30 protein-coding genes and 2 pseudogenes are annotated in these 22,287 nt (G+C 61.4%); all 32 read right to left on the bottom strand.

Annotation, left to right across the window (positions count from 1 at the left end):
• Nucleotides 1–84: 84 nt before the first annotated feature.
• Nucleotides 85–468: a 50S ribosomal protein L17 gene (gene rplQ / locus IPG63_12355; protein MBK6728033.1), complete on the bottom strand. Its 384-nt coding sequence runs from the start codon at nucleotides 466–468 to the stop codon at nucleotides 85–87.
• Nucleotides 469–487: 19 nt separating this feature from the next.
• Nucleotides 488–1,483 (bottom strand): DNA-directed RNA polymerase subunit alpha, encoded by a 996-nt coding sequence (gene rpoA / locus IPG63_12350; protein ID MBK6728032.1) that lies wholly within the window; start codon nucleotides 1,481–1,483, stop codon nucleotides 488–490.
• Nucleotides 1,484–1,501: 18 nt separating this feature from the next.
• Nucleotides 1,502–2,128, bottom strand: coding sequence for a 30S ribosomal protein S4 (gene rpsD / locus IPG63_12345; GenBank protein ID MBK6728031.1), 627 nt, complete (start codon nucleotides 2,126–2,128; stop codon nucleotides 1,502–1,504).
• A gap of 12 nt (nucleotides 2,129–2,140) precedes the next feature.
• On the bottom strand, nucleotides 2,141–2,539 hold the full coding sequence (gene rpsK / locus IPG63_12340) for a 30S ribosomal protein S11 (protein ID MBK6728030.1): 399 nt from the start codon (nucleotides 2,537–2,539) through the stop codon (nucleotides 2,141–2,143).
• Between the two features lie 21 nt (nucleotides 2,540–2,560).
• A complete protein-coding gene (gene rpsM, locus IPG63_12335) occupies nucleotides 2,561–2,917 on the bottom strand; it encodes a 30S ribosomal protein S13 (protein MBK6728029.1) in 357 nt (118 codons plus the stop codon).
• 101 nt (nucleotides 2,918–3,018) lie between these two features.
• Nucleotides 3,019–4,350, bottom strand: a complete 1,332-nt coding sequence (gene secY, locus IPG63_12330; protein ID MBK6728028.1) for a preprotein translocase subunit SecY — start codon at nucleotides 4,348–4,350, stop codon at nucleotides 3,019–3,021.
• A 54-nt stretch (nucleotides 4,351–4,404) separates the two neighbouring features.
• The gene (gene rplO / locus IPG63_12325) at nucleotides 4,405–4,839 is read right to left on the bottom strand and encodes a 50S ribosomal protein L15 (GenBank protein ID MBK6728027.1); all 435 of its coding nucleotides are present in this window, start codon (nucleotides 4,837–4,839) and stop codon (nucleotides 4,405–4,407) included.
• A gap of 26 nt (nucleotides 4,840–4,865) precedes the next feature.
• Nucleotides 4,866–5,057 (bottom strand): 50S ribosomal protein L30, encoded by a 192-nt coding sequence (rpmD, locus tag IPG63_12320; protein ID MBK6728026.1) that lies wholly within the window; start codon nucleotides 5,055–5,057, stop codon nucleotides 4,866–4,868.
• Nucleotides 5,050–5,562, bottom strand: coding sequence for a 30S ribosomal protein S5 (gene rpsE / locus IPG63_12315; GenBank protein ID MBK6728025.1), 513 nt, complete (start codon nucleotides 5,560–5,562; stop codon nucleotides 5,050–5,052). Before rpsE ends, rpmD begins: the two co-directional genes overlap by 8 nt.
• An 84-nt stretch (nucleotides 5,563–5,646) precedes the next feature.
• Entirely contained in the window at nucleotides 5,647–5,997 is a 351-nt protein-coding gene (gene rplR / locus IPG63_12310) for a 50S ribosomal protein L18 (protein MBK6728024.1), read from the bottom strand.
• Between the two features lie 26 nt (nucleotides 5,998–6,023).
• Nucleotides 6,024–6,548, bottom strand: a complete 525-nt coding sequence (gene rplF / locus IPG63_12305; GenBank protein ID MBK6728023.1) for a 50S ribosomal protein L6 — start codon at nucleotides 6,546–6,548, stop codon at nucleotides 6,024–6,026.
• A gap of 12 nt (nucleotides 6,549–6,560) precedes the next feature.
• The gene (gene rpsH / locus IPG63_12300; GenBank protein MBK6728022.1) at nucleotides 6,561–6,959 is read right to left on the bottom strand and encodes a 30S ribosomal protein S8; all 399 of its coding nucleotides are present in this window, start codon (nucleotides 6,957–6,959) and stop codon (nucleotides 6,561–6,563) included.
• Between the two features lie 54 nt (nucleotides 6,960–7,013).
• Nucleotides 7,014–7,319, bottom strand: a complete 306-nt coding sequence (gene rpsN, locus IPG63_12295; protein ID MBK6728021.1) for a 30S ribosomal protein S14 — start codon at nucleotides 7,317–7,319, stop codon at nucleotides 7,014–7,016.
• Between the two features lie 19 nt (nucleotides 7,320–7,338).
• Nucleotides 7,339–7,881 carry a 50S ribosomal protein L5 gene (gene rplE / locus IPG63_12290; protein ID MBK6728020.1) on the bottom strand — a complete coding sequence of 181 codons (543 nt, stop codon included), beginning with the start codon at nucleotides 7,879–7,881 and terminating at the stop codon, nucleotides 7,339–7,341.
• A gap of 9 nt (nucleotides 7,882–7,890) precedes the next feature.
• Nucleotides 7,891–8,223 carry a 50S ribosomal protein L24 gene (rplX, locus tag IPG63_12285; GenBank protein ID MBK6728019.1) on the bottom strand — a complete coding sequence of 111 codons (333 nt, stop codon included), beginning with the start codon at nucleotides 8,221–8,223 and terminating at the stop codon, nucleotides 7,891–7,893.
• 11 nt (nucleotides 8,224–8,234) lie between these two features.
• Nucleotides 8,235–8,603, bottom strand: coding sequence for a 50S ribosomal protein L14 (rplN, locus tag IPG63_12280; protein MBK6728018.1), 369 nt, complete (start codon nucleotides 8,601–8,603; stop codon nucleotides 8,235–8,237).
• A gap of 13 nt (nucleotides 8,604–8,616) precedes the next feature.
• The gene (gene rpsQ, locus IPG63_12275) at nucleotides 8,617–8,877 is read right to left on the bottom strand and encodes a 30S ribosomal protein S17 (GenBank protein ID MBK6728017.1); all 261 of its coding nucleotides are present in this window, start codon (nucleotides 8,875–8,877) and stop codon (nucleotides 8,617–8,619) included.
• A gap of 10 nt (nucleotides 8,878–8,887) precedes the next feature.
• Entirely contained in the window at nucleotides 8,888–9,073 is a 186-nt protein-coding gene (rpmC, locus tag IPG63_12270) for a 50S ribosomal protein L29 (protein ID MBK6728016.1), read from the bottom strand.
• Nucleotides 9,073–9,486 (bottom strand): 50S ribosomal protein L16, encoded by a 414-nt coding sequence (gene rplP / locus IPG63_12265; GenBank protein MBK6728015.1) that lies wholly within the window; start codon nucleotides 9,484–9,486, stop codon nucleotides 9,073–9,075. The genes rpmC and rplP overlap by 1 nt, the downstream gene beginning before the upstream one ends.
• A gap of 3 nt (nucleotides 9,487–9,489) precedes the next feature.
• Nucleotides 9,490–10,250: pseudogene (rpsC, locus tag IPG63_12260) on the bottom strand (30S ribosomal protein S3).
• 12 nt (nucleotides 10,251–10,262) lie between these two features.
• Nucleotides 10,263–10,598, bottom strand: a complete 336-nt coding sequence (gene rplV, locus IPG63_12255; protein MBK6728014.1) for a 50S ribosomal protein L22 — start codon at nucleotides 10,596–10,598, stop codon at nucleotides 10,263–10,265.
• Between the two features lie 12 nt (nucleotides 10,599–10,610).
• On the bottom strand, nucleotides 10,611–10,886 hold the full coding sequence (gene rpsS / locus IPG63_12250) for a 30S ribosomal protein S19 (protein ID MBK6728013.1): 276 nt from the start codon (nucleotides 10,884–10,886) through the stop codon (nucleotides 10,611–10,613).
• Between the two features lie 6 nt (nucleotides 10,887–10,892).
• Complete coding sequence (rplB, locus tag IPG63_12245; protein MBK6728012.1) at nucleotides 10,893–11,720, bottom strand: 50S ribosomal protein L2; 828 nt, start codon at nucleotides 11,718–11,720, stop codon at nucleotides 10,893–10,895.
• Between the two features lie 11 nt (nucleotides 11,721–11,731).
• Nucleotides 11,732–12,028 (bottom strand): 50S ribosomal protein L23, encoded by a 297-nt coding sequence (rplW, locus tag IPG63_12240; GenBank protein ID MBK6728011.1) that lies wholly within the window; start codon nucleotides 12,026–12,028, stop codon nucleotides 11,732–11,734.
• Nucleotides 12,025–12,627 (bottom strand): 50S ribosomal protein L4, encoded by a 603-nt coding sequence (gene rplD, locus IPG63_12235; GenBank protein MBK6728010.1) that lies wholly within the window; start codon nucleotides 12,625–12,627, stop codon nucleotides 12,025–12,027. Before rplD ends, rplW begins: the two co-directional genes overlap by 4 nt.
• A gap of 11 nt (nucleotides 12,628–12,638) precedes the next feature.
• Complete coding sequence (gene rplC / locus IPG63_12230; protein ID MBK6728009.1) at nucleotides 12,639–13,286, bottom strand: 50S ribosomal protein L3; 648 nt, start codon at nucleotides 13,284–13,286, stop codon at nucleotides 12,639–12,641.
• Nucleotides 13,287–13,309: 23 nt separating this feature from the next.
• Nucleotides 13,310–13,621, bottom strand: a complete 312-nt coding sequence (gene rpsJ / locus IPG63_12225) for a 30S ribosomal protein S10 (GenBank protein ID MBK6728008.1) — start codon at nucleotides 13,619–13,621, stop codon at nucleotides 13,310–13,312.
• Nucleotides 13,622–13,693: 72 nt separating this feature from the next.
• Nucleotides 13,694–14,884, bottom strand: a pseudogene (gene tuf / locus IPG63_12220) (elongation factor Tu).
• A 42-nt stretch (nucleotides 14,885–14,926) separates the two neighbouring features.
• Nucleotides 14,927–17,020 (bottom strand): elongation factor G, encoded by a 2,094-nt coding sequence (gene fusA, locus IPG63_12215; protein ID MBK6728007.1) that lies wholly within the window; start codon nucleotides 17,018–17,020, stop codon nucleotides 14,927–14,929.
• An 18-nt stretch (nucleotides 17,021–17,038) separates the two neighbouring features.
• Nucleotides 17,039–17,506 (bottom strand): 30S ribosomal protein S7, encoded by a 468-nt coding sequence (gene rpsG, locus IPG63_12210; GenBank protein ID MBK6728006.1) that lies wholly within the window; start codon nucleotides 17,504–17,506, stop codon nucleotides 17,039–17,041.
• 23 nt (nucleotides 17,507–17,529) lie between these two features.
• Entirely contained in the window at nucleotides 17,530–17,904 is a 375-nt protein-coding gene (rpsL, locus tag IPG63_12205; GenBank protein ID MBK6728005.1) for a 30S ribosomal protein S12, read from the bottom strand.
• Nucleotides 17,905–18,065: 161 nt separating this feature from the next.
• Nucleotides 18,066–22,271: a DNA-directed RNA polymerase subunit beta' gene (gene rpoC, locus IPG63_12200; protein MBK6728004.1), complete on the bottom strand. Its 4,206-nt coding sequence runs from the start codon at nucleotides 22,269–22,271 to the stop codon at nucleotides 18,066–18,068.
• Nucleotides 22,272–22,287 lie beyond the last annotated feature (16 nt).

Here is a 22,287-nt window from a genome sequence, read left to right as displayed (position 1 = left end):
TTCCTCATGTACTGATGCCGAAAGACGAAAAGGCCCCGGTCTTTCGACCGAGGCCTCTGCTCAGAAGTTCACCGCGGCGAGAGCTTACGCTTCGGCGGTGGCTTCGACTTGCGGACGGTCGACCAGTTCCACGTAGGCCATCGGGGCGGCATCTCCAGCGCGGAAGCCGCACTTGAGGATGCGCAGATAGCCACCCTTGCGTTCGCGGTAACGCGGACCAAGCTCGGTGAACAGCACGCCGACCGCAGCCTTGTCGCGCAGGCGATCAAAGGCCAGGCGGCGATTGGCGACGCCGTCGATCTTGGCGAGCGTGATCAGCGGCTCGGCAACACGACGGAGTTCCTTGGCCTTCGGCAGGGTGGTCTTGATCAGGCCATGCACGAACAGCGAGCTGGCCATGTTCTTGAACATGGCTTCGCGGTGCGAACTGGTGCGATTGAACTTGCGACCGGATTTGAGGTGGCGCATAAATAATTTCCTTTGTGCCTCAGCCCAGCATGCCGTGTTGCACGCCGGCCGGGGGCCAGTTTTCGAGCTTCATGCCGAGCGAGAGACCGCGGGCGGCGAGCACTTCCTTGATTTCGGTGAGCGACTTCTTGCCGAGATTCGGCGTCTTCAGCAGCTCGACCTCGGTGCGCTGCACCAGGTCTCCGATGTAGTAGATGCTCTCGGCCTTCAGGCAGTTCGCCGACCGGACGGTGAGTTCGAGGTCGTCGATCGGACGCATCAGCAGCGGATCGATGCCGGTTGCGGCCGGTTTCGCGGCGGCGCTCTCGCGACGCGTGAAGTCGCCGAACACCGACAGTTGATCGGCGAGGATGTCGGCAGCGCGGCGCACTGCTTCTTCCGCTTCGATGGTGCCGTTGGTCTCGATATCGAGCACGAGCTTGTCGAGGTCGGTGCGCTGCTCAACGCGGGCGTTGTCGACTTCGAAGGCGACACGACGAATCGGGCTGAAACTCGCATCGAGTTGCAGGCGGCCGATCGGACGCGACTCCTCGTCTGGGCGACGACGCGACAGCGCCGGCTGGTAGCCGACGCCGCGCGCGATGCGCAGGCGCATGTTGATCTGCGTGTCCTTGGTCAGGTGGCAGATCACGTGATCGGGATTGATGATCTCGACGCTATGGTCCACCTTGATGTCACCGGCAGTGACGACACCCGGGCCCTTCTTGACCAGGGTGAGCAAGGTCTCGTCGTGACCGTGCATGCGCAGGGCCACATCCTTCAGGTTCAACAGGACTTCGATCACGTCCTCCTGCAGCCCTTCCAGAGTGGTGTACTCGTGCAGGACGTTGTCGATCTCGACTTCGGTGATGGCGCAGCCCGGAATCGACGAGAGCAGCACGCGCCGAAGCGCGTTGCCGAGCGTGTGGCCGAACCCGCGCTCGAGCGGTTCGACAGCGACGCGCGCGCGGTTGGGCGCGAGTCGCTCGGCGGTGATGCCGCGGGCGCGCATGACGCTTGTGGCGTTTGCAACCATGGTGATTGGGCTCTCCGGTTACTTCGAGTACAACTCGACAATGAGGTTCTCGTTGATGTCCGACGGCAAGTCCGCGCGGTCAGGCGCAACCTTGAACGTACCGGCCATCTTCTTCGCATCCACTTCGACCCATCCCGGCGTCAGATCCATCTCCTGGGACAGGGTCAGCGCTTCCTGGATACGCAACTGCTTGCGTGCGCCTTCGGCCACGGCGACTTCGTCGCCCGGCTTCACCTGGTAGGAGGCGAGATTGACCTTCTTGCCGTTGACGGTGATCGACTTGTGTGCGACCAGTTGTCGGGCACCGGCACGCGTCACCGCGAAACCCATGCGGAAAACGACGTTGTCGAGGCGGCTTTCGAGCAGGCGCAGCAAGTTTTCGCCGGTTGCACCCTTGAGATTCGAAGCCTTCGCGTAATACAGGCGGAATTGCCGTTCGAGCAGACCGTAGATGCGCTTCACCTTCTGCTTCTCGCGAAGCTGGACGGCGTAGTCGGACATCTTGCCCTTCTTGGCAGCACCGTGCTGGCCGGGCTTCTGTTCGAGCTTGCACTTCGAGTCCAGCGCGCGCGCCGGGCTCTTGAGACTGAGATCGGCGCCTTCACGACGCGCGAGCTTGCAGGTAGGACCGATATAACGAGCCATGGCTATTCTTCCTTAGACGCGACGCTTCTTCGGCGGACGGCAGCCGTTGTGCGGGATCGGCGTGATGTCGATGATGTTCGACACCTTGTAGCCGAGGGCATTGAGAGCACGAACCGCGGACTCGCGGCCCGGGCCGGGGCCCTTGATACGCACTTCGACGGACTTCAGCCCGTAGTCGAGCGCCGCACGACCGGCCTTCTCGGCAGCCACCTGCGCAGCGAAAGGGGTCGACTTGCGCGAACCGCGAAAGCCGGCGCCGCCCGAAGTCGCCCACGACAGGGCGTTGCCCTGCCGATCGGTGATCGTAATGATGGTGTTGTTGAACGAAGCCTGGACATGCGCGATACCGTCGGTAACGACGCGCTTGACCTTCTTCCTGGGCTTGACAGCCCCTTGAGTCTTGGCATTCATGATGAAGGTTTCCCGGCTCGATTACTTCTTGATCGCCCTGCGCGGACCCTTGCGCGTACGCGCATTGGTTCGCGTTCGCTGTCCGCGCACCGGCAGACCACGACGATGGCGCAGGCCACGGTAGCAACCGAGATCCTGCAGGCGCTTGATGCTGATGCCGACCTCCCGGCGCACGCCGCCCCCGCCCGTGAACTTCGTGATCTCCTGACGCAGACGCTCGACTTGGGCGTCCGTCAGATCCTTGACCTTGGTGGCCAGGTCGACACCCGCCGCCACACAAACCTTCTTCGAACGGGATCGTCCGATCCCGAAAATGCTCTGCAACCCGATCCACGCATGCTTGTGGACCGGAATATTCACACCGGCGATACGCGCCATCGCGTCTTCTCCAAAACTGTTAGCGCAGCGAACCAAACATTGTACACACTAAATCGCGCTCCGGCATCACCGTCGCGACCCGCACATCCTGCGCAGTTGCCTCAGCGGACGGATCCACTGCGACCATAATTCTTCAAGTTCGTCTTCTTCAGCAGGCTCTCGTACTGAGACGACACCAGGTGCGCCTGAATCTGCGCGGTGAAATCCATCACCACGACCACCACGATCAGCAGCGAGGTTCCGCCGAAATAGAACGGCACATTCCAGCCGGTCTGCAGGATCGTCGGCAACAGACAAACCGCCACCAGATACAACGCTCCGATCCCGGTGAGTCGCGTCATCACGCCATCGACGTAATCCGCTGTCGACTTGCCGGGACGAATGCCGGGGATCAGCGCGCCGGACTTCTTCAGGTTCTCTGCAGTCTCAGCCGAGTTGAACACCATCGCCGTGTAGAAGAAGGCGAACACGATGATCAGGGTGGCGAAGGTCACCAGATAAAGCGGCTCGCCCGGCATCAGCAAGTTGGAAACCCGCCGCAGGAACGTGGACAACTGGGCCAGCCAGCCTTCGCCACTAATGTTGCCACCCATGGCCGCGATCGTCGCCGGGAACATGATGAAGGACGAGGCAAAGATGGCCGGAATCACGCCCGACATGTTGATCTTGAGCGGCAGATGCGAACTCTGGTTGTTGTAAGCGCGCGAACCGCCCATGCGCCTTGCGTAGTTCACGGTGATGCGCCGTTGACCTCGCTCCATGAACACGACGAACAAGATCGTCGCGACGACCACGACAAGAATGCCGATCCCGATGAACACGTTGATCTCGCCCGAGGCCAGCTTCTGCAAGGAAATGCCCACCGCGCTCGGCAGTCCGGCGACGATGCCCGCGAAAATAATCAGGGATATGCCGTTGCCCACACCGCGCTCGGTGATCTGTTCGCCGAGCCACATCAGGAACATGGTCCCGGCAGTCAGTCCGATGACCGCGCTGATGATGAACGATGGACCCGGGTTCACGACGACGGGGAAGCCTCCTGCCGACGTGGTCTGGCTCTGCAATGCCACCGCCACGCCGAAGGCCTGGAACGCCGCCAAGCCGACCGCGCCGTATCGCGTCAATTGCGAAAGCCGACGACGTCCTGCCTCTCCTTCTTTTCGCCACGCCTGCATCGACGGCACCATCGTCGCCATCAGCTGGATAATGATCGATGCCGAGATGTAGGGGACAACATTCAGCGCGAATACCGACAGGCGCTCAAGCGCACCGCCGGAGAACATGTTGAACATGTCGAGGATGGTGCCACCCTGGCTCTCCATCAGCTGCGTCATCGCCTGCGGATTGACACCCGGCACCGGCACAAAGGTGCCGAGACGAAAAACGATCAACGCCAGCACGACGAAGATCAGGCGATCGCGAAGCTCGGTCATGCGACCAAGATTCGCGAGCGGATTCTGTGCAGGTGCCGAAGGATTCGCCACGCCTTACTCCATCTTGCCGCCGGCCGCTTCGATCGCAGCCTTGGCCCCGGCCGTGGCGAGCAAGCCCCTCAGCGTGTAGGCACGCTTGACCTCGCCCTTGGCGACCACCTTGCAGCGCTTGGCGGCCGAATCGATCAGGTTGGCTGCAACTAACGCTGCCAAGTCCACCATGGTGTCCTTAAGTGCATCGAGTTGATACAGCCGGACTTCCGCGGTGTCGGCCTTCAGCTTGGAGCGGAAACCGACCTTCGGCAAACGGCGCTGCAACGGCATCTGGCCGCCTTCGAAGCCCGGCTTGATCTTGCCCTTGCCGGTGCGCGCGTACGAACCCTTGTGGCCACGACCCGCGGTCTTGCCGAGACCAGAACCGATACCGCGGCCGACGCGAGTGCGCGCCGTACGCGCGCCAGCAGCGGGCTTGATGGTATTGAGACGCATGAGTTTTCTCCTGTGCTTCGCGGCGATCAGTTTTCGACGCGGACGAGGTAGTTGACCTTGTTGATCAGGCCACGCACCTGCGGTGAGTCCTTGAGGGTACGAACGCTGTTGAGCTTGCCAAGACCAAGCGCCTTCACGCTCAGGCGATGGATCGCTGGGCAACTGTTCGGGCTCTTGACGAGACGGACGGTAACCGTCGATTCGGTTGGCTTAGTCATGGTTCGGCACCAGGTCTTCGAGTTTCTTGCCGCGCTTCGCGGCGATATCGGCCGGCGACTGGATCGCCTGAAGGCCCCTGATCGTGGCGCGCACCAGATTGATCGGATTGCGCGAACCGACGGCCTTGGCCAGCACGTTGCGCACGCCGACAACTTCGAACACCGCACGCATTGCACCACCAGCGATTACGCCAGTACCTTCCGATGCCGGCTGCATGAACACGCGCGCCGCACCGTGGTTTGCCTTTACCGCGTACTGCAGCGTGCCATTCTTGAGTGACACCTTGACCATCGCCTTGCGCGCGCGGTCCATCGCCTTCGCGATCGCGGCCGGCACTTCGCGCGCCTTGCCGTACCCGAGACCGACGCGGCCCTCGCCATCACCGACGACGGTCAGCGCGGTAAAACTCATCTGGCGGCCACCCTTGACGGTCTTGGCCACGCGATTGACGGCGATCAGCTTCTCCTGGAGGCCATCGCCCTGTTCACGATCGTTGTTGCTCATATCTCACCTGTGGCTCGCCGCACACGAAGCGCGGCGGCATGATTTGCGGCTGGGCCGCTTGGAGTTGTGGGTAAAACCTCGTGCCTAGAACTTCAGACCGCCCTCGCGGGCAGCATCGGCGAGCGCAGCCACGCGGCCGTGATACAGGAATCCGGAACGATCGAATGCGACCGTCTCGACGCCGGCCGCCTTCGCGCGTTCCGCGATGGCCTTGCCGACGGCAGCTGCAGCCGCCTTGTTCTTGGTGCCCTTGAGTCCGGCGATCACCTCGTCCTGCAACGTATTCGCCGAAGCCAGCACTTCGCCTTGGGCCGAAAAGACCTGGGCGTAGAGATGCTGGCTCGAGCGATGCACGGACAGGCGCGCAACAGCGAGCGTACGGATGTGTGCGCGCGTCTTCTTGGCGCGGCGCAGACGGGAAAGGTTCTTTTCCATGGTGGGTATCCTCAGTCAGCCCGCGATTACGCTTTCTTCGCTTCTTTCAGCGTGATCTTCTCGCCGGCGTAGCGAACGCCCTTGCCCTTGTAGGGCTCCGGCGGACGGAAGGCGCGAATCTTCGCAGCGGCTTGGCCAACGACCTGCTTGTCCGCGCCCTTAATGACGATTTCCGTCTGGGTCGGCGTCTCGATCGTGACCCCGACCGGCGGCGTGAACAACACCGGATGCGAGAACCCGAGCGAAAGGTTCAGATCCTTGCCCTGCATCGCAGCGCGATAGCCGACACCAACCAGCTCAAGCTTTCGCTCGAAGCCATTGGCCACACCGGAAACCATGTTGTTCAGCAATGCACGCAAGGTCCCGGCCATCGCCATTTGCTCGGCGGTGGCACCGAGGGTGACCGTGCCGCCCTCGATCTTGACCTCGATGTCCAGCGGACGCGCTGTCGTCAACGTGCCCTTGGGCCCCTTGACCGTGACCACTTCACCGGAAACATTGCATTCGACGCCCTTGATCAGGGAAATCGGCTTCTTGGCAACTCGTGACATGGGGTTCTCTCCTTAAGCCACGAGGCAGATCACTTCGCCGCCCAAGCCCTTCGCGCGAGCCTGCGCGTCGGTCATGATGCCGGACGACGTGGAAACAATGGACACGCCGAGACCGTTCAGGACCCGCGGCAGACCGTCCTTGCCGCGATACTGGCGCAGACCGGGCTTGCTGACGCGCTGCAGGCGATCAATCGCCGGCTTGCCAAGGTAATAGCGCAGCGCGATCTCGATCTCTTTCTTGTTGCCATCAAGGTCGCGCACGGCGACGTCGTTGATGTAGCCCTCGTCTTTGAGGACTTTGGCGATTGCCAACTTGACCTTTGAAGCCGGCATCTTCACCGACACCTTGCCGATCGCGAGACCGTTGCGGATGCGGGTGAACATGTCGGCGATAGGATCAGTCATGCTCATGGGATGAATCTCCGTGAGTTAGCACCGATATCCGGTACCGATTGTGGATGGGACTTACCAGCTGGCCTTGCGCAAACCCGGAACGTCGCCACGCATGGTGGCTTCGCGCAGCTTGTTGCGACCAAGACCGAACTTGCTGTACACGCCGCGCGAACGCCCGGACAGCTCGCAGCGGTTGCGCTGACGGCACGGACTGGCATCACGCGGCAACTTCTGCAGTTGCTTGATCGCTTCCATGCGATCCTCGAACGAGACCTTGGGGTCAACCGACTGACGCTTCAGCTCGGCTCGCTTCGCAGCGTATTTCTTGACGGTCTTGGCGCGCTTGATGTCGCGATTGACCATGGACGTCTTTGCCATGAAGGACTCTCGGTTCGGTTTAGTTGCGGAACGGGAACTTGAAGCCTTCGAGCAGCGCCTTGGCTTCGGCATCGGACTTCGCGGTCGTGGTGATCGCGATATCCATGCCGCGCAGCGCGTCGATGGCATCGAAGTTGATTTCCGGGAAAATGATCTGTTCCTTGATGCCGAAGTTGTAGTTGCCCCGGCCGTCGAAGGAACGTCCGCTGACGCCACGGAAGTCGCGAACGCGCGGCAACGCGATGGTGATCAGGCGATCGAGGAACTCGAACATGCGCGCGCGGCGCAACGTCACCTTGGCGCCAATCGGCCAGCCGTCGCGGATCTTGAAGGTCGCAACGGAGACGCGAGCCTTGGTCGCCACGGGCTTCTGCCCGGCGATCTTGGTCATGTCGTCGAGCGCGTTGTCGAGTACCTTCTTGTTCGCCGCGGCCTCGCCCACGCCCATGTTCAGCGTGACCTTGACCAGACGCGGCACCTGCATCGGGTTCTTGTAGCCGAAACGCTCCATCAACTGCGGAACGACGACATCTTTGTAATGTTGTTCAAAACGGGTAGCCATGGTGATTCCTTATGCGTCCACCATTTCACCGGACTTGCGAAAAACACGGACCTTGCGCGGCTTGTCGCCTGCAGTGGCCGGTGCCAGCGTCTTGAAGCCGACGCGTTCGCCCTTTCCGGTGACGGTGTTCAGGAGCATCACGTTCGAGACGTGAATCGGTGCTTCGCGTTCCACGATGCCGCCAGGCTGGTTCGCCTGGGGGTTCGGCTTGGTGTGGCGCTTGATCAGGTTCATGTTCTGCACCACGACCTTGTCTTCGACAACGCGCAGCACTTCACCCTTGGAACCCTTGTTCTTGCCGGCGATCACGAGAACTTGGTCGCCCTTCTTGATGCGTTTCATTGGCTAGTCCCTCAGAGCACTTCGGGCGCCAGCGAGACGATCTTCATGAATCGCTCACCGCGCAATTCGCGGGTCACGGGTCCGAAGATGCGCGTGCCGATCGGCTCGAGCTTGTTGTTGAGCAGAACTGCGGCATTGCCATCGAAGCGAATCAGCGAGCCGTCCGGACGGCGCACACCCTTACGGGTACGCACGACCAAGGCGTCATAAACCTCACCCTTCTTGACCTTGCCGCGCGGAATGGCCTCCTTGATCGACACCTTGATGATGTCGCCAATGCCGGCATAACGACGCTTTGAGCCGCCGAGCACCTTGATACACATCAGTTCGCGTGCGCCACTGTTATCGGCGGCCGCGAGATGGGATTGCATCTGAATCATGGTGTCTGGCTCCTCAGCCCGCGCTCTCAACGACTTCGACGACGCGCCAGTTCTTGGTCTTCGACATCGGCGCGCACTCTGCAATTCGCACCTTGTCGCCTTCCTGGCACTTGCCGCTCTCGTCGTGAGCATGCACCTTGGTCGTACGACGCAGTGCCTTCCCGTACAGCGAGTGCGACTGGAGGCGTTCGATCACCACCGTCACGGTCTTCTGCATCTTGTTGCTGACGACGCGACCTTCGATCGTGCGCAGCGCTTTGTTGGTATCAGTCATGACGGTTGTCTCACTTCTTCTCGCCGAGCACGGTCTTGGTGCGCGCGATTTCTCGACGCACGCGCTTGATCTCGTGCGGATGCGCGAGCTGACCGGTACCGCGCTGCATGCGCAGGTTGAACTGTTCCTTGCGCAGCTCACCGACGTGCGCTTGCAGGTCGGCGGCTGACTTGTCGCGAAGCTTCTTGTTATCCATTAGCGCACCGTACGCGTCACGAAGGTGGTCTGAATGGAAAGCTTCGCCGCGGCCAGACGGAACGCTTCGCGCGCCGTTGCCTCGGGTACACCCTCCATCTCGTAAAGGACACGACCGGGTGCGACGACCGCCACCCAGAACTCCACGCTGCCCTTGCCGCTACCCATGCGGACTTCAACCGGCTTGCGCGTGATCGGCTTGTCCGGGAACACTCGGATCCAGAGCTTGCCGCCGCGCTTGACGAAGCGGGAGATTGTACGACGCCCGGCCTCGATTTGGCGAGCGGTAAGGTGACCATGGGTGATCGCCTTCAGACCATATTCACCGAAGCTTACGTTCGCTCCATTGTGTGAGAGCCCGCGATTGCGGCCCTTGAATACCTTGCGGTACTTGGTTCGAGATGGTTGCAGCATGACTTATGCTCCTCGGCCCGGGCGATCGCCACGGTCGCCACGATCCTGACGATCGCCACGCTCACGGCTCGGACGCTCGGAACGATCATTGCGTTCGTTCTTGTCGGCGTTGGCGGCGTCCGCCGTCGCGGCGGCGAGATCGAAGATGTCGCCCTTGTAGATCCAGACCTTGATGCCGATGATGCCGTAGGTGGTCTTGGCCTGGGCGAATCCATAATCGATATCGGCGCGCAGCGTATGCAGCGGCACACGACCCTCGCGGTACCACTCGGTGCGGGCGATTTCCGCACCATTCAAGCGGCCAGCAACATTGACCTTGATGCCCAGAGCACCAAGGCGCATCGCATTACCAACGGAGCGCTTCATTGCGCGGCGGAACATGATGCGACGCTCAAGCTGTTGCGCAATCGACTCGGCCACCAACTGGGCATCAAGTTCGGGCTTGCGGACTTCCGACACGTTGATGTGCGTCGGAACGCCCATCATGTCGGATACATCCTTGCGCAGCTTCTCGATGTCCTCGCCTTTCTTGCCGATCACGACACCCGGACGCGCCGTGTGGATGGTGACGCGGGCGGTCTTGCCGGGCGCTCGATCTGGATGCGCGAGATCCCGGCAGCAGCCAGGCGCTCACGCAGCATTTCGCGTACTTTCAGGTCGGCAGCAAGGTACGAGGCGAAGTCTTTCTTGCCCGAATACCAGGTCGAATTCCAGTCCTTGGAGATTCCAAGGCGGATGCCGGTGGGATGAACTTTGTGACCCATCGTCGTCCTCGCTTACTTGCCGGAACCCACGACCACAGTGATGTGGCTCGTGCGTTTGATAATGCGCGTACCGCGGCCCTTTGCTCGGGCATGCATGCGCTTCATGGTCGGGCCTTCGTCGACGAAGATCTGGGTGACCTTCAGTTCGTCGATATCGGCGCCCTGGTTGTTTTCTGCGTTCGCGATGGCGGACTGCAACACCTTCCTGACGATTTCCGCAGCCTTCTTGGTGCTGAAGGTCAGGATATTGGCGGCGCGGCCAACCGGCAGCCCGCGCACCTGGTCGGCGACCAGGCGTGCCTTCTGCGGCGAGATGCGGGCGGTACGGTGAATGGCTTTGGCTTCCATGGTCATCGCTCCTTATTTGCCCGACTTCTTGTCGCCGCCGTGGCCCTTGAAGGTGCGGGTCACTGCGAACTCGCCGAGCTTGTGCCCGACCATGTTCTCGTTGACCAGCACCGGCACATGCGCCTTGCCGTTGTGCACGGCAATCGTCAGGCCGACCATTTCCGGCAGGATCATCGAGCGGCGCGACCAGGTCTTGATCGGTCGCTTGCTGCTGGTGGCGACAGCGGTATCAACCTTCTTCGCCAGGTGCAGGTCCACGAAGGGACCCTTCTTGAGTGAACGTGGCATAGTCGATTAACCCCTGCGGTCGCGAACGATGGAACCTTGCGTGCGCTTGTTCTTGCGCGTCTTGTAACCCTTGCTCGGCTGGCCCCAGGGCGAAACCGGATGCGGATTGCCCTGGCCAGCACGCGCCTCACCGCCACCGTGCGGGTGGTCAACCGGATTCATCGCCGCGCCACGAACGGTGGGGCGAATGCCGCGCCAGCGCTGCGCACCGGCCTTGCCGATCTTGCGCAGACTGTGCTCGTTGTTGCCGACCTCGCCGATCGTCGCGCGGCAGTCGGACGGGACCTTGCGCATTTCGCCGGAACGCAGACGCAAGGTCGCATAGCCCTGATCGCGCGCAATCAACTGGGCGCCCGCTCCGGCACTACGTGCGATCTGCGCGCCCTTGCCGGGACGCATCTCGATGCAATGCACGGTAGTACCCACCGGAACGTTGATCAACGGCATCGAATTGCCGACCTTGATCGGCGCGTCCTTGCCGGCAATCAGTTGGTCGCCGACCTTCAGCCCCTTGGGCGAAATGATGTAACGGCGTTCACCATCGACGTAGCAGACGAGCGCAATGTGCGCGGTGCGGTTCGGATCATACTCGACGCGTTCGACGCGACAGGCGATGCCTTCCTTGTCACGCTTGAAGTCGATGATGCGGTAGTTCTGCTTGTGTCCACCGCCCTGGTGCCGGGTAGTGATGCGACCGTGGTTGTTGCGGCCGCCGGTTTTGCCCTGCGACTCGGTCAGCGCAGCCAGCGGCCCGCCCTTGTGCAGACCCTGCGTCGAGACACGCACCATCTGGCGGCGTCCGGGCGAAGTCGGCTTGAATGTAATCAGTGCCATGTGTGCTTACCTCAGGCCTTGGCCACGATGTCGATCGTCTGGCCTTCTGCAAGGCTGACGTACGCCTTGCGGAAACCGCCGCGACCGCCGAGTCGACCCTTGAACGCCTTGGCCTTGCCCTTGACGTTCAGGACGTTGACCGCCTTGACATTGACCTTGAACAGTTCCTCTACAGCCATCTTGACGTCGGCCTTGGTTGCGGTGGACGCGACCTCGAAGACGTACTGGTTGGCGCTGTCCTGGATGCGTGCACTCTTCTCGGAGACGAGCGGCGCGCGCAACACCTGCAACAATCGTTCGTTGCTCATGCCAGCCACTCCTCGATCTTCTTGACGGTATCGACGGTCATCACGACGTTGTCGGCGTAGACCAGATCCACCGGGTTCAAACCGGCCACATCCACGACGCCGACATACGGCAGGTTCTGCGAGGCAAGAAATAGATTCTGGCTGCCACTCTCGGTGACGATCAGCGTCTTTCCACCACCGATCGCAACAATCTTGGCGTGCAGCTGCTGGGTTTTGGGCGCTTCGATATCGAAGCTCTCGACCACCTTGAGACGGCCGCTTCGCGCCAGTTCCGAGAGGATCGCGGCCATGGCGCCGCGGTACATCTTGCGGTTCACCTTTTGCTCGAAGCTGCGCGGACGCGCGGCAAAAGTAACGCCACCGCCGACAAAAATCGGAGCGCGGTAGTCGCCGTGACGGGCGCCACCACCTTTCTGCTTCTTGAACTTCTTGGTGGTGCCGGAGAGGTCGGCGCGTGACTTCTGCGCCTTGGTGCCAGATCGACCGGCCGCACGGAACGCGTTCACCACCTGGTGCACCAGGTCTTCGCTGTAGGCACGTCCGAAAATCGCGTCGGACACGCTCAGTGGCTGCTTGCTGTCAATAATGCTCAATTCCATGATCGCGTTCCTCACTTCGCCGCTTTGGCTGCGGGACGCACGATCACGTCGCCGCCCGGTGCACCCGGCACAGCGCCACGGATCGCTATCAGGCCGCGCTCCGCATCGATGCGCACCACTTCGAGATTCATCGAAGTCTGATTGACGGCACCCATGTGACCGGACATCTTCTTGCCTGGAAACACGCGACCAGGCGTCTGGCGCTGACCGATGGAGCCCGGAGAACGATGCGACAACGAGTTACCGTGGGTCGCGTCGCCCATCGTGAAATGGTGGCGCTTGATCGTGCCCTGGAAGCCTTTGCCCTTGGTCACGCCGGCAACATCGACCGCCTGCCCGACCTTAAACAGTTCGTCCGCCTTGAGTTCGCCGCCGACGGCGAAACCGCCGATCTGCGCGTCGTCCACACGGAACTCCCAGAGACCCCGACCGGCCTCAACCTTGGCCTTGGCGTAGTGCCCGGCCAGCGGCCTGGTGACAAGCGCTGCGCGCTTCCTGCCGGCCGTAACCTGGATCGCCGAATAGCCATCCGTTTCCTTGGTCTTCACCTGCGTGATGCGGTTCGGCGATGCCTCGATCAGCGTCACCGGTACCGACACACCGTCTTCAGTGAAGACCCGCGTCATGCCGCATTTGCGGCCTACCAAACCGATACTCATGTTCCTGTCCTAATTGCGGCGCTTTAATACAACTTGATCTGGACATCCACGCCGGCGGCGAGGTCAAGTTTCATCAGCGCGTCTACGGTCTTGTCGTTGGGATCGACAATATCCAGAACGCGTTTGTGGGTACGGGTCTCGTACTGGTCACGCGCGTCCTTGTCCACGTGCGGCGAGACCAGCACGGTGTAACGCTCGATCTTCGTCGGAAGCGGAATCGGACCGTGCACTTGCGCGCCGGTACGCTTCGCGGTTTCGACAATTTCGCTCGCGGACTTGTCGATCAAGCGATGATCGAAAGCCTTAAGACGAATTCGGATTTTCTGGTCTGCCATTGCCGTGTCCTTCTTGTTGACGGGCCGCGGGGCGCGCACACCCCGCGACGCTCGTGATGTTTCAATCGTTGCTCAGACGAGGATCTTCGCCACCACGCCGGCGCCGACGGTGCGGCCACCTTCGCGGATCGCAAAGCGCAGACCTTCTTCCATCGCGATCGGGTGAATCAGCGTCACCACCATCTTGGTGTTGTCGCCCGGCATCACCATCTCGACACCCTCCGGCAACTCGCAGGCGCCAGTCACGTCGGTCGTGCGGAAGTAAAACTGCGGGCGGTAGCCGCGGAAGAACGGCGTGTGACGTCCGCCCTCTTCCTTCGACAGCACGTACACTTCGGCTTCGAACTTGGTGTGCGGCGTAATCGTGCCCGGCTTGCAGATGACCTGACCGCGCTCGATGTCCTCGCGCTTCGTGCCGCGCAGCAACAGACCCGCGTTGTCACCCGCCTGACCCTGATCCAGCAGCTTGCGGAACATCTCGACGCCGGTCACCGTCGTCTTCGTCGTCGGACGGATTCCGACCACTTCGATTTCCTCGCCCACCTTGACCACACCACGCTCGATGCGTCCGGTCACCACCGTGCCGCGACCCGAAATCGAGAACACGTCTTCGACCGGCATCAGGAACGGCTTGTCCACGTCGCGCTTCGGCTCCGGAATGTAGCTGTCCAGCGCTTCCACCAGCTTGATGATCGCCGGCACGCCGATTTCGCTCTGATCACCTTCCAGCGCCTTCAGCGCCGATCCCTTGATGATCGGCGTGTCGTCGCCCGGGAAGTTGTACTTCGAAGCAGGTCGCGCACTTCCATCTCGACCAGTTCCAGCAACTCAGGCGTCGTCCACCATGTCCGCCTTGTTCAGGAACACCACGATGTACGGCACGCCCACCTGGCGCGCCAGCAGAATGTGCTCGCGCGTCTGCGGCATCGGTCCGTCCGCCGCCGAACACACCAGGATCGCACCGTCCATCTGCGCTGCTCCCGTGATCATGTTCTTCACGTAGTCCGCATGCCCAGGGCAGTCCACGTGCGCGTAGTGGCGCTTCGGCGACTCGTATTCCACGTGCGCCGTCGAGATCGTGATCCCGCGCGCCTTCTCTTCCGGCGCCGCGTCGATCTGGTCGTACGCCTTGAACTCGCCACCAAAACGCTCCGCACCGATCTTCGTCAGCGCCGCTGTCAGCGTCGTCTTGCCGTGATCCACGTGACCAATCGTCCCCACGTTCACGTGCGGCTTGGTGCGTTCGAATTTACCCTTTGCCATGACTGCAAACCCTTGAATGAATAGTCGGAAAACTGGAGTGGATCAGGCGTTCTTCTTGATCACCGCTTCAGCGATGTTGTTCGGCGCTTCGGCGTAGTGATCGAACTCCATGGTGAATGTGGCTCGACCCTGCGACATCGAGCGCATCGCGGTTGCGTAACCAAACATCTCGCCCAGCGGCACCATCGCATTGATGACCTTGCCCGATGGCGTGTCGTCCGATCCTTGCAGGATGCCGCGACGGCGACTCAGATCGCCCATCACGTCGCCCATGTAGTCTTCCGGCGTCACCACCTCGACCTTCATGATCGGCTCCAGCAGCGCCGGGTTGGCCTTGTGGAAGGCCTCCTTGAACGCCATCGAACCCGCGACCTTGAATGCCATTTCGTTCGAGTCGACATCGTGATACGAACCGTCGACCGCCTTGATCTTCACGTCGACCACCGGGAAACCGGCGAGAACGCCGTTCTTGATCGCTTCCTGGATGCCCTTGTCCGCGGCAGTGACGTATTCCTTCGGGACGACGCCACCGACGATGGCGTTCTCGAAAAGATAACCACCGCCGCGCTCCATCGGCTCCATCTCGATCACGATGTGACCGTATTGACCGCGGCCACCGGACTGGCGCACGAACTTGCCTTCCTGTCGTACTGCCTTGCGGATTGCTTCACGATACGCAACCTGCGGCTTGCCGACATTGGCCTCGACGTTGAACTCGCGCTTCATGCGGTCAACGAGGATTTCAAGATGCAACTCGCCCATGCCCGAGATGATCGTCTGCGCCGACTCCTCGTCGGTGCGAACGCGGAACGATGGGTCTTCCTGCGCCAATCGACCGAGCGCGATACCCATGCGTTCCTGGTCCGACTTGGTCTTGGGTTCCACCGCCATCGAGATCACCGGCTCCGGGAAGATCATCCGCTCCAGCGTGATCACATGATCCTGAGAACAGAGCGTGTCGCCCGTGGTGACATCCTTGAGACCGACCGCGGCGGCGATATCGCCGGCCAGGACTTCCTTGATCTCGTCGCGCTGATTCGCGTGCATCTGCAAGATGCGACCTATACGTTCTTTCTTGCTCTTGACCGGATTGTAGACATGGTCGCCCGCATTGAGCGTGCCCGAGTAGACGCGGAAAAAGGTCAGCGAGCCTACGTAAGGATCGGTCATGATCTTGAACGCGAGCGCCGAGAACGGCTCCTTGTCGCCGGAAGTGCGGCTCGCTTCCCTGTCATTTTCATCCATCCCCTGGACCGGCGGACGATCCGACGGTGCCGGAAGGAAGTGGATGACCGCATCCAGCATGGCCTGGACGCCCTTGTTCTTGAACGCCGTGCGGCAGAACATCGGAATGATGTCGCAGGTCAGCGTGCGCGCGCGAATGCCGCTCATGATCTCTGCCTCGGAGAGGTCACCCTCTTCGAGATACTTGTTCATCAGCTCTTCGGAGGACTCGGCGGCGGCCTCGACCATAAACTCGCGCGCCTTCTTGGCGTCAGCCACAAGCGCAGCAGGAATCTCCCCGTAGGTGAATGTCGTTCCCTGGTTGGCCATATCCCAGATGATGGCCTTCATTTTCATCAGATCGACCACGCCCTCGAAGCCTTCCTCAGCGCCGATCGGCAACTGCATCGGGACTGGATAGGCATTCAGCCGGGTCTTCAGCTGATCGACGACCTTGTAGAAGTTCGCGCCGGTGCGATCCATCTTGTTGACGAATGCAAGCCGCGGCACGGAGTACTTGTTGGCCTGGCGCCAGACGGTCTCTGACTGCGGCTGCACACCGCCAACCGCACACAACACGAACACAGCGCCGTCGAGCACGCGCAGCGAGCGCTCCACCTCGATGGTGAAGTCGACGTGTCCAGGTGTGTCGATGATATTGAAGCGATGCTCCTGGAAAGACTTGTCCATGCCCTTCCAGAAGCAGGTCGTGGCCGCGGACGTGATGGTGATGCCGCGCTCCTGTTCCTGCTCCATCCAGTCCATCGTCGCGGCGCCGTCATGGACTTCGCCGATCTTGTGGTTGACGCCGGTGTAGAACAGGATGCGCTCGGTCGTGGTGGTCTTGCCGGCATCGATGTGGGCCATGATGCCGAAATTGCGGTAACGCTCGATGGGCGTGATGCGCGCCATGATCAGATTCCTGTCCGGTTACCAGCGGTAATGCGCGAAAGCCTTGTTGGCTTCGGCCATGCGATGCGTTTCTTCACGCTTCTTGACGGCACCACCACGGCTCTCGGCGGCGTCGACGAGCTCGCCGGCGAGCTTGCGTGGCATCGATGTCTCGCCACGCTTGCGCGCCGCATCGATGGTCCAGCGCATGGCCAGCGCCAGACGGCGCGACGGACGTACTTCGACCGGCACCTGATAGGTGGCACCGCCGACACGACGCGACTTCACTTCGACCGCGGGAGCGACGTTGCTCAGCGCCTTGTCGACGAGCGCGATGGCGTCCGCGTTCTTTTCACCAATCACGTCGAGCGCGCCGTACACGATGCCTTCGGCCGTCGACTTCTTGCCGCTCTTCATGATCATGTTGATGAAACGCGCGATCGTCTCGCTCCCGTGCTTTGGATCGGGGAGCAAGCTGCGCTGCGGAGTGGAGCCTTTACGCGACATAGGAATTCAACCCAGACTGGAAATTAGGATTTCGGGCGCTTGGCGCCGTACTTCGAACGACTCTGGCGACGCTTGGCGACGCCGGCGGCATCGAGCGAACCGCGTACCGTGTGGTAGCGAACGCCCGGCAGGTCCTTGACTCGACCACCGCGGATCAGAACGACCGAGTGCTCCTGCAGGTTGTGACCTTCGCCACCGATGTAGCTGATGACTTCAAAGCCGTTGGTCAGTCGCACCTTGGCGACTTTGCGCAGCGCCGAGTTCGGCTTCTTCGGGGTCGTGGTGTACACGCGGGTGCAGACGCCGCGGCGTTGCGGGCAGCTGGCCAGGGCCGGCGATGCGCTCTTGTAGGTCTTCGGACGGCGCGCAGTGCGCACCAACTGGTTGATCGTCGCCATGTGAAAGAGTCCTGAGAAACGAAAGACAGGCCGGCACCAGCCGACCTGTCAGCTTTGAGACTTTAACAGCCGGTTCACCCGACTGTCAACGACACAACAACCTTCCCTGGCCGCGAACACGAGGCGCTTCATGCGCCTCATTTCGTATGTAGAACGAGCCTTCAGGCCTCGTCTGAACCGCCATCTTCCGCGAGAGGCTCCGCGAACGTCACGCTGGACGCACCTCGGAACGAATCCAGCTCAGCCTGGGTAAGCCCGGAGTTCGCCGCACGTCGCTTCGCGTGGTAGGCCAACCCGGTACCGGCGGGAATCAAGCGGCCAACGATAACGTTTTCCTTCAGGCCACGCAAGGTGTCACGCGTCCCGCGCACTGCTGCCTCGGTCAGAACGCGGGTTGTCTCCTGGAAGGAGGCGGCCGAGATGAACGACTCGGTTGCCAGCGAAGCCTTGGTGATGCCGAGCAGGACCGGGTCGTAGCTCGCGACTCGTTCATTGCGTACACGCACCCGCGCGTTCTCGTCGAGCACGCGCACGCGATCAGTCTGCTCACCGCGCATGTATCGAGTATCGCCGCCGTCCGAAATCTCGACCTTTCGCAGCATTTGACGAATGATCGTTTCGATGTGCTTGTCGTTGATCTTCACGCCCTGCAGACGGTACACGTCCTGAATTTCTCGGGTCAGGTATTCGGCCAACGGCTCCACGCCCTTCAGCCGCAGAATGTCCTGCGGATTCGGTTCGCCGTCGACAACAGTCTCACCCTTCTCGATGTGCTCGCCCTCGAAAACGATCACCTGGCGCCACTTCGGGATCAATTCCTCGTGGGTGTCGCCATCCTTGTCGGTAATGATCAGCCGCTGCTTGCCTTTGGTGTCCTTGCCGAAACTGATGATGCCAGTGCGCTCGGCGAGAATCGCCGGCTCCTTCGGCTTGCGCGCCTCGAACAAGTCTGCCACGCGCGGCAAACCGCCGGTGATGTCGCGGGTCTTCGATGTTTCCTGCGGGATTCGGGCAACCACGTCACCCACGCCGACCTGGGCACCATCCTGCAACGACACGATCGCACCTGGCGGCAGGAAGTACTGCGCCGGGATATCGGTACCAGGCAGTTTGAGCTCCTTGCCCTTCTTGTCTTCGAGGCGAACCATCGGCCGCAGGTCCTTCGCCGCCGAGCCACGACGCTTCGGATCAGTCACGACTGCAGACTGCAGTCCGGTCAGCTCGTCGATCTGCTCCTGAACGGTGATGCCGTCCACGAAGTCGCTGAAGCGCAGGGTGCCGGCAACTTCCGAAACAATTGGATGGGTATGCGGATCCCAGTTCGCAACGGTCTGGCCAGCCTTGACCGGAGCGCCGTCTTTGACCGAGATGGTCGCGCCGTACGGCACTCGATAGCGCTCACGCTCGCGACCGTGAGCATCCATCACCGACAGCTCGCCAGAACGCGACACCGCCACCAGGTGACCGGCGGCATGTTGCACGGTCTTGACGTTGTTGAACTTGAGCGAGCCATTGGTCTTCACCTGCACGCTATCCACCGCGGCCGCACGCGACGCAGCCCCACCGATATGGAAGGTACGCATGGTCAGCTGCGTGCCGGGCTCACCGATGGACTGCGCGGCGATGACGCCAACCGCTTCGCCGATGTTCACCAGATGACCGCGGGCAAGATCGCGCCCGTAGCAACTCGAGCAGACGCCATGTCGCGACTCGCAGGTGATCGTCGAGCGCACCTTGACCGACTGGACTCCCGCAGTTTCGAGCTGCTCGACAGCCCTCTCGTCCAACAGCGCATTGCGCTCGACGATCGGTTTGTCTTCGTTGCCCGGCGCGTAGACATCCTCGGCGACGACGCGACCGAGCACGCGATCGCGCAGTGGTTCGACCACATCGCCACCTTCGACGATGGCGGTCATGGTGAAGCCGGCGTAGGTGCCGCAATCGGGCTCGGTGATGACCACATCCTGTGCAACATCGACGAGGCGCCGCGTCAGATAACCCGAGTTGGCGGTCTTCAACGCGGTATCCGCCAGTCCTTTGCGAGCACCATGGGTCGAGATGAAGTACTGCAACACGTCCAGGCCTTCGCGAAAGTTGGCCTTGATCGGCGTCTCGATGATCGAGCCGTCCGGTCGCGCCATCAGTCCACGCATGCCTGCGAGCTGACGAATCTGTGCGGCGCTGCCGCGCGCACCGGAGTCGGCCATGATGAAGATCGAGTTCATCGACTTCTGCTCGACCATATCGCCCTTGGCATTCTTCACCTTGTCGGTGCCGATACCCTTCATCATCGCTTGCGCGACGCGCTCGTTGGTACGCGACCAGATGTCGACTACCTTGTTGTAGCGCTCGCCTGCTGTCACCAGGCCAGAAGCGAATTGCTCCTGGATGTCCTTCACTTCCTTATCGGCCTCGCCCACGATCTGCGCCTTCTCCGGCGGGATCGTCATGTCGTCGATGCCGATCGACACTCCGGCGCGGGTCGCATAAGCGAATCCCGTGTACATCAGCTGGTCAGCAAAAACGACTGTTTCCTTGAGCCCGAGGGTACGGTAGGAGGCATTGATCAGCCGCGAGATCGCCTTCTTGGTCAGGTCCTGATTAATCACTGCGAACGGCATGCCCTGCGGCAATATTTCGGCCAGCAAGGCGCGACCCACCGTGGTCTCGACAATCGAGTGCTTGCCGGAGCGATCGCCTTCGGGATCGGGCAGACGCACCTTGATCTTGGCGTGCAGCGCGGCCGCGCGGTTGTCGTAAGCGCGTTTAACTTCGCTGATATTCGCGAAGATCATGCCCTCGCCCTTCGCATTCACGAGTTCACGGGTCATGTAGTACAGACCGAGAACGACGTCCTGGGTCGGAACGATGATTGGCTCACCGTTGGCCGGGCTGAGGATGTTGTTGGAAGACATCATCAGCGCACGCGCTTCCAACTGGGCTTCGATCGACAGCGGCACGTGCACCGCCATCTGGTCACCGTCGAAGTCGGCGTTGAATGCCGTACAGACCAGCGGGTGCAACTGGATCGCCTTGCCTTCGATCAGCACCGGCTCGAACGCCTGGATGCCGAGACGGTGCAGAGTCGGTGCGCGGTTCAGCATCACCGGATGCTCGCGGATCACCTCTTCAAGGATGTCCCACACCTCTGCAGACTCTCGCTCGACCAACTTCTTGGCCGCCTTGATCGTCGTCGCCAGACCGCGCAACTGCAGCTTCGAGAAAATGAACGGTTTGAACAGTTCCAGCGCCATCTTCTTCGGCAGGCCGCACTCGTGCAGCTTGAGCTTGGGACCAACCACGATGACCGAACGCCCCGAATAATCAACGCGCTTGCCGAGCAGGTTCTGGCGGAACCGTCCCTGCTTGCCCTTGATCATGTCGGCCAGCGACTTGAGCGGACGCTTGTTGGTTCCGGTGATGGCGCGACCGCGACGGCCGTTGTCCATCAGCGCATCCACCGATTCCTGCAACATGCGCTTTTCGTTGCGCACGATGATGTCCGGCGCATTGAGTTCGAGCAGTCGCTTCAGGCGGTTGTTGCGGTTGATGACGCGACGATAAAGGTCATTGAGATCCGATGTCGCGAAACGACCACCGTCGAGGGGCACCAGCGGACGCAGGTCCGGCGGCAGCACCGGCAACACCGTCATCACCATCCACTCTGGGCGGTTACCAGAATCGATGAAGCTCTCCATCAGCTTGATGCGCTTGGAATAACGCTTGAGCTTGGTCTCGGACGAGGTGCTGCCCATTTCCTCGCGCAGACGCACAAGCTCGGCGTTCAGGTCGATCGTCTTCAGCAACTCGTGCACGGCTTCGGCGCCCATGCGGGCGTCGAACTCGTCGCCGTGTTCCTCGACCGACTGCAGGAACTGTTCTTCCGACAGGATCTGACCACGATCAAGCGGGGTCAGACCCGGGTCGACCACGACATAGGCTTCGAAGTACAGGATGCGTTCGATGTCACGCAAGGTCATGTCCAGCATCAGGCCGATGCGCGACGGCAACGACTTGAGGAACCAGATGTGCGCGGTTGGCGAGGCCAACTCGATGTGGCCCATGCGCTCGCGACGCACCTTGGCCAAAGTCACTTCGGTGCCGCACTTCTCGCAGACCACGCCACGGTGCTTCATGCGCTTGTACTTGCCGCAGAGGCATTCGTAATCTTTGATCGGTCCGAAGATCGCGGCGCAGAACAGGCCGTCGCGCTCGGGCTTGAACGTGCGGTAGTTGATGGTCTCCGGCTTCTTCACCTCGCCGAACGACCAGGATCGGATCAGGTCGGGCGAAGACAGCCCGATGCGGATCGAGTCGAAGTCGAGCGACTGGCGCTGCTGGTTGAACAAGTTGAGCAAATCTTTCATGGCATCAATCTCCTAA

This window comes from Lysobacterales bacterium (assembly GCA_016703225.1).
Taxonomy (GTDB): Bacteria; Pseudomonadota; Gammaproteobacteria; order Xanthomonadales; family Ahniellaceae; genus JADKHK01.
The sequence above is the reverse complement of the archived record's forward strand: the minus strand, read 5'-3'. Positions and strand labels throughout refer to the sequence as shown.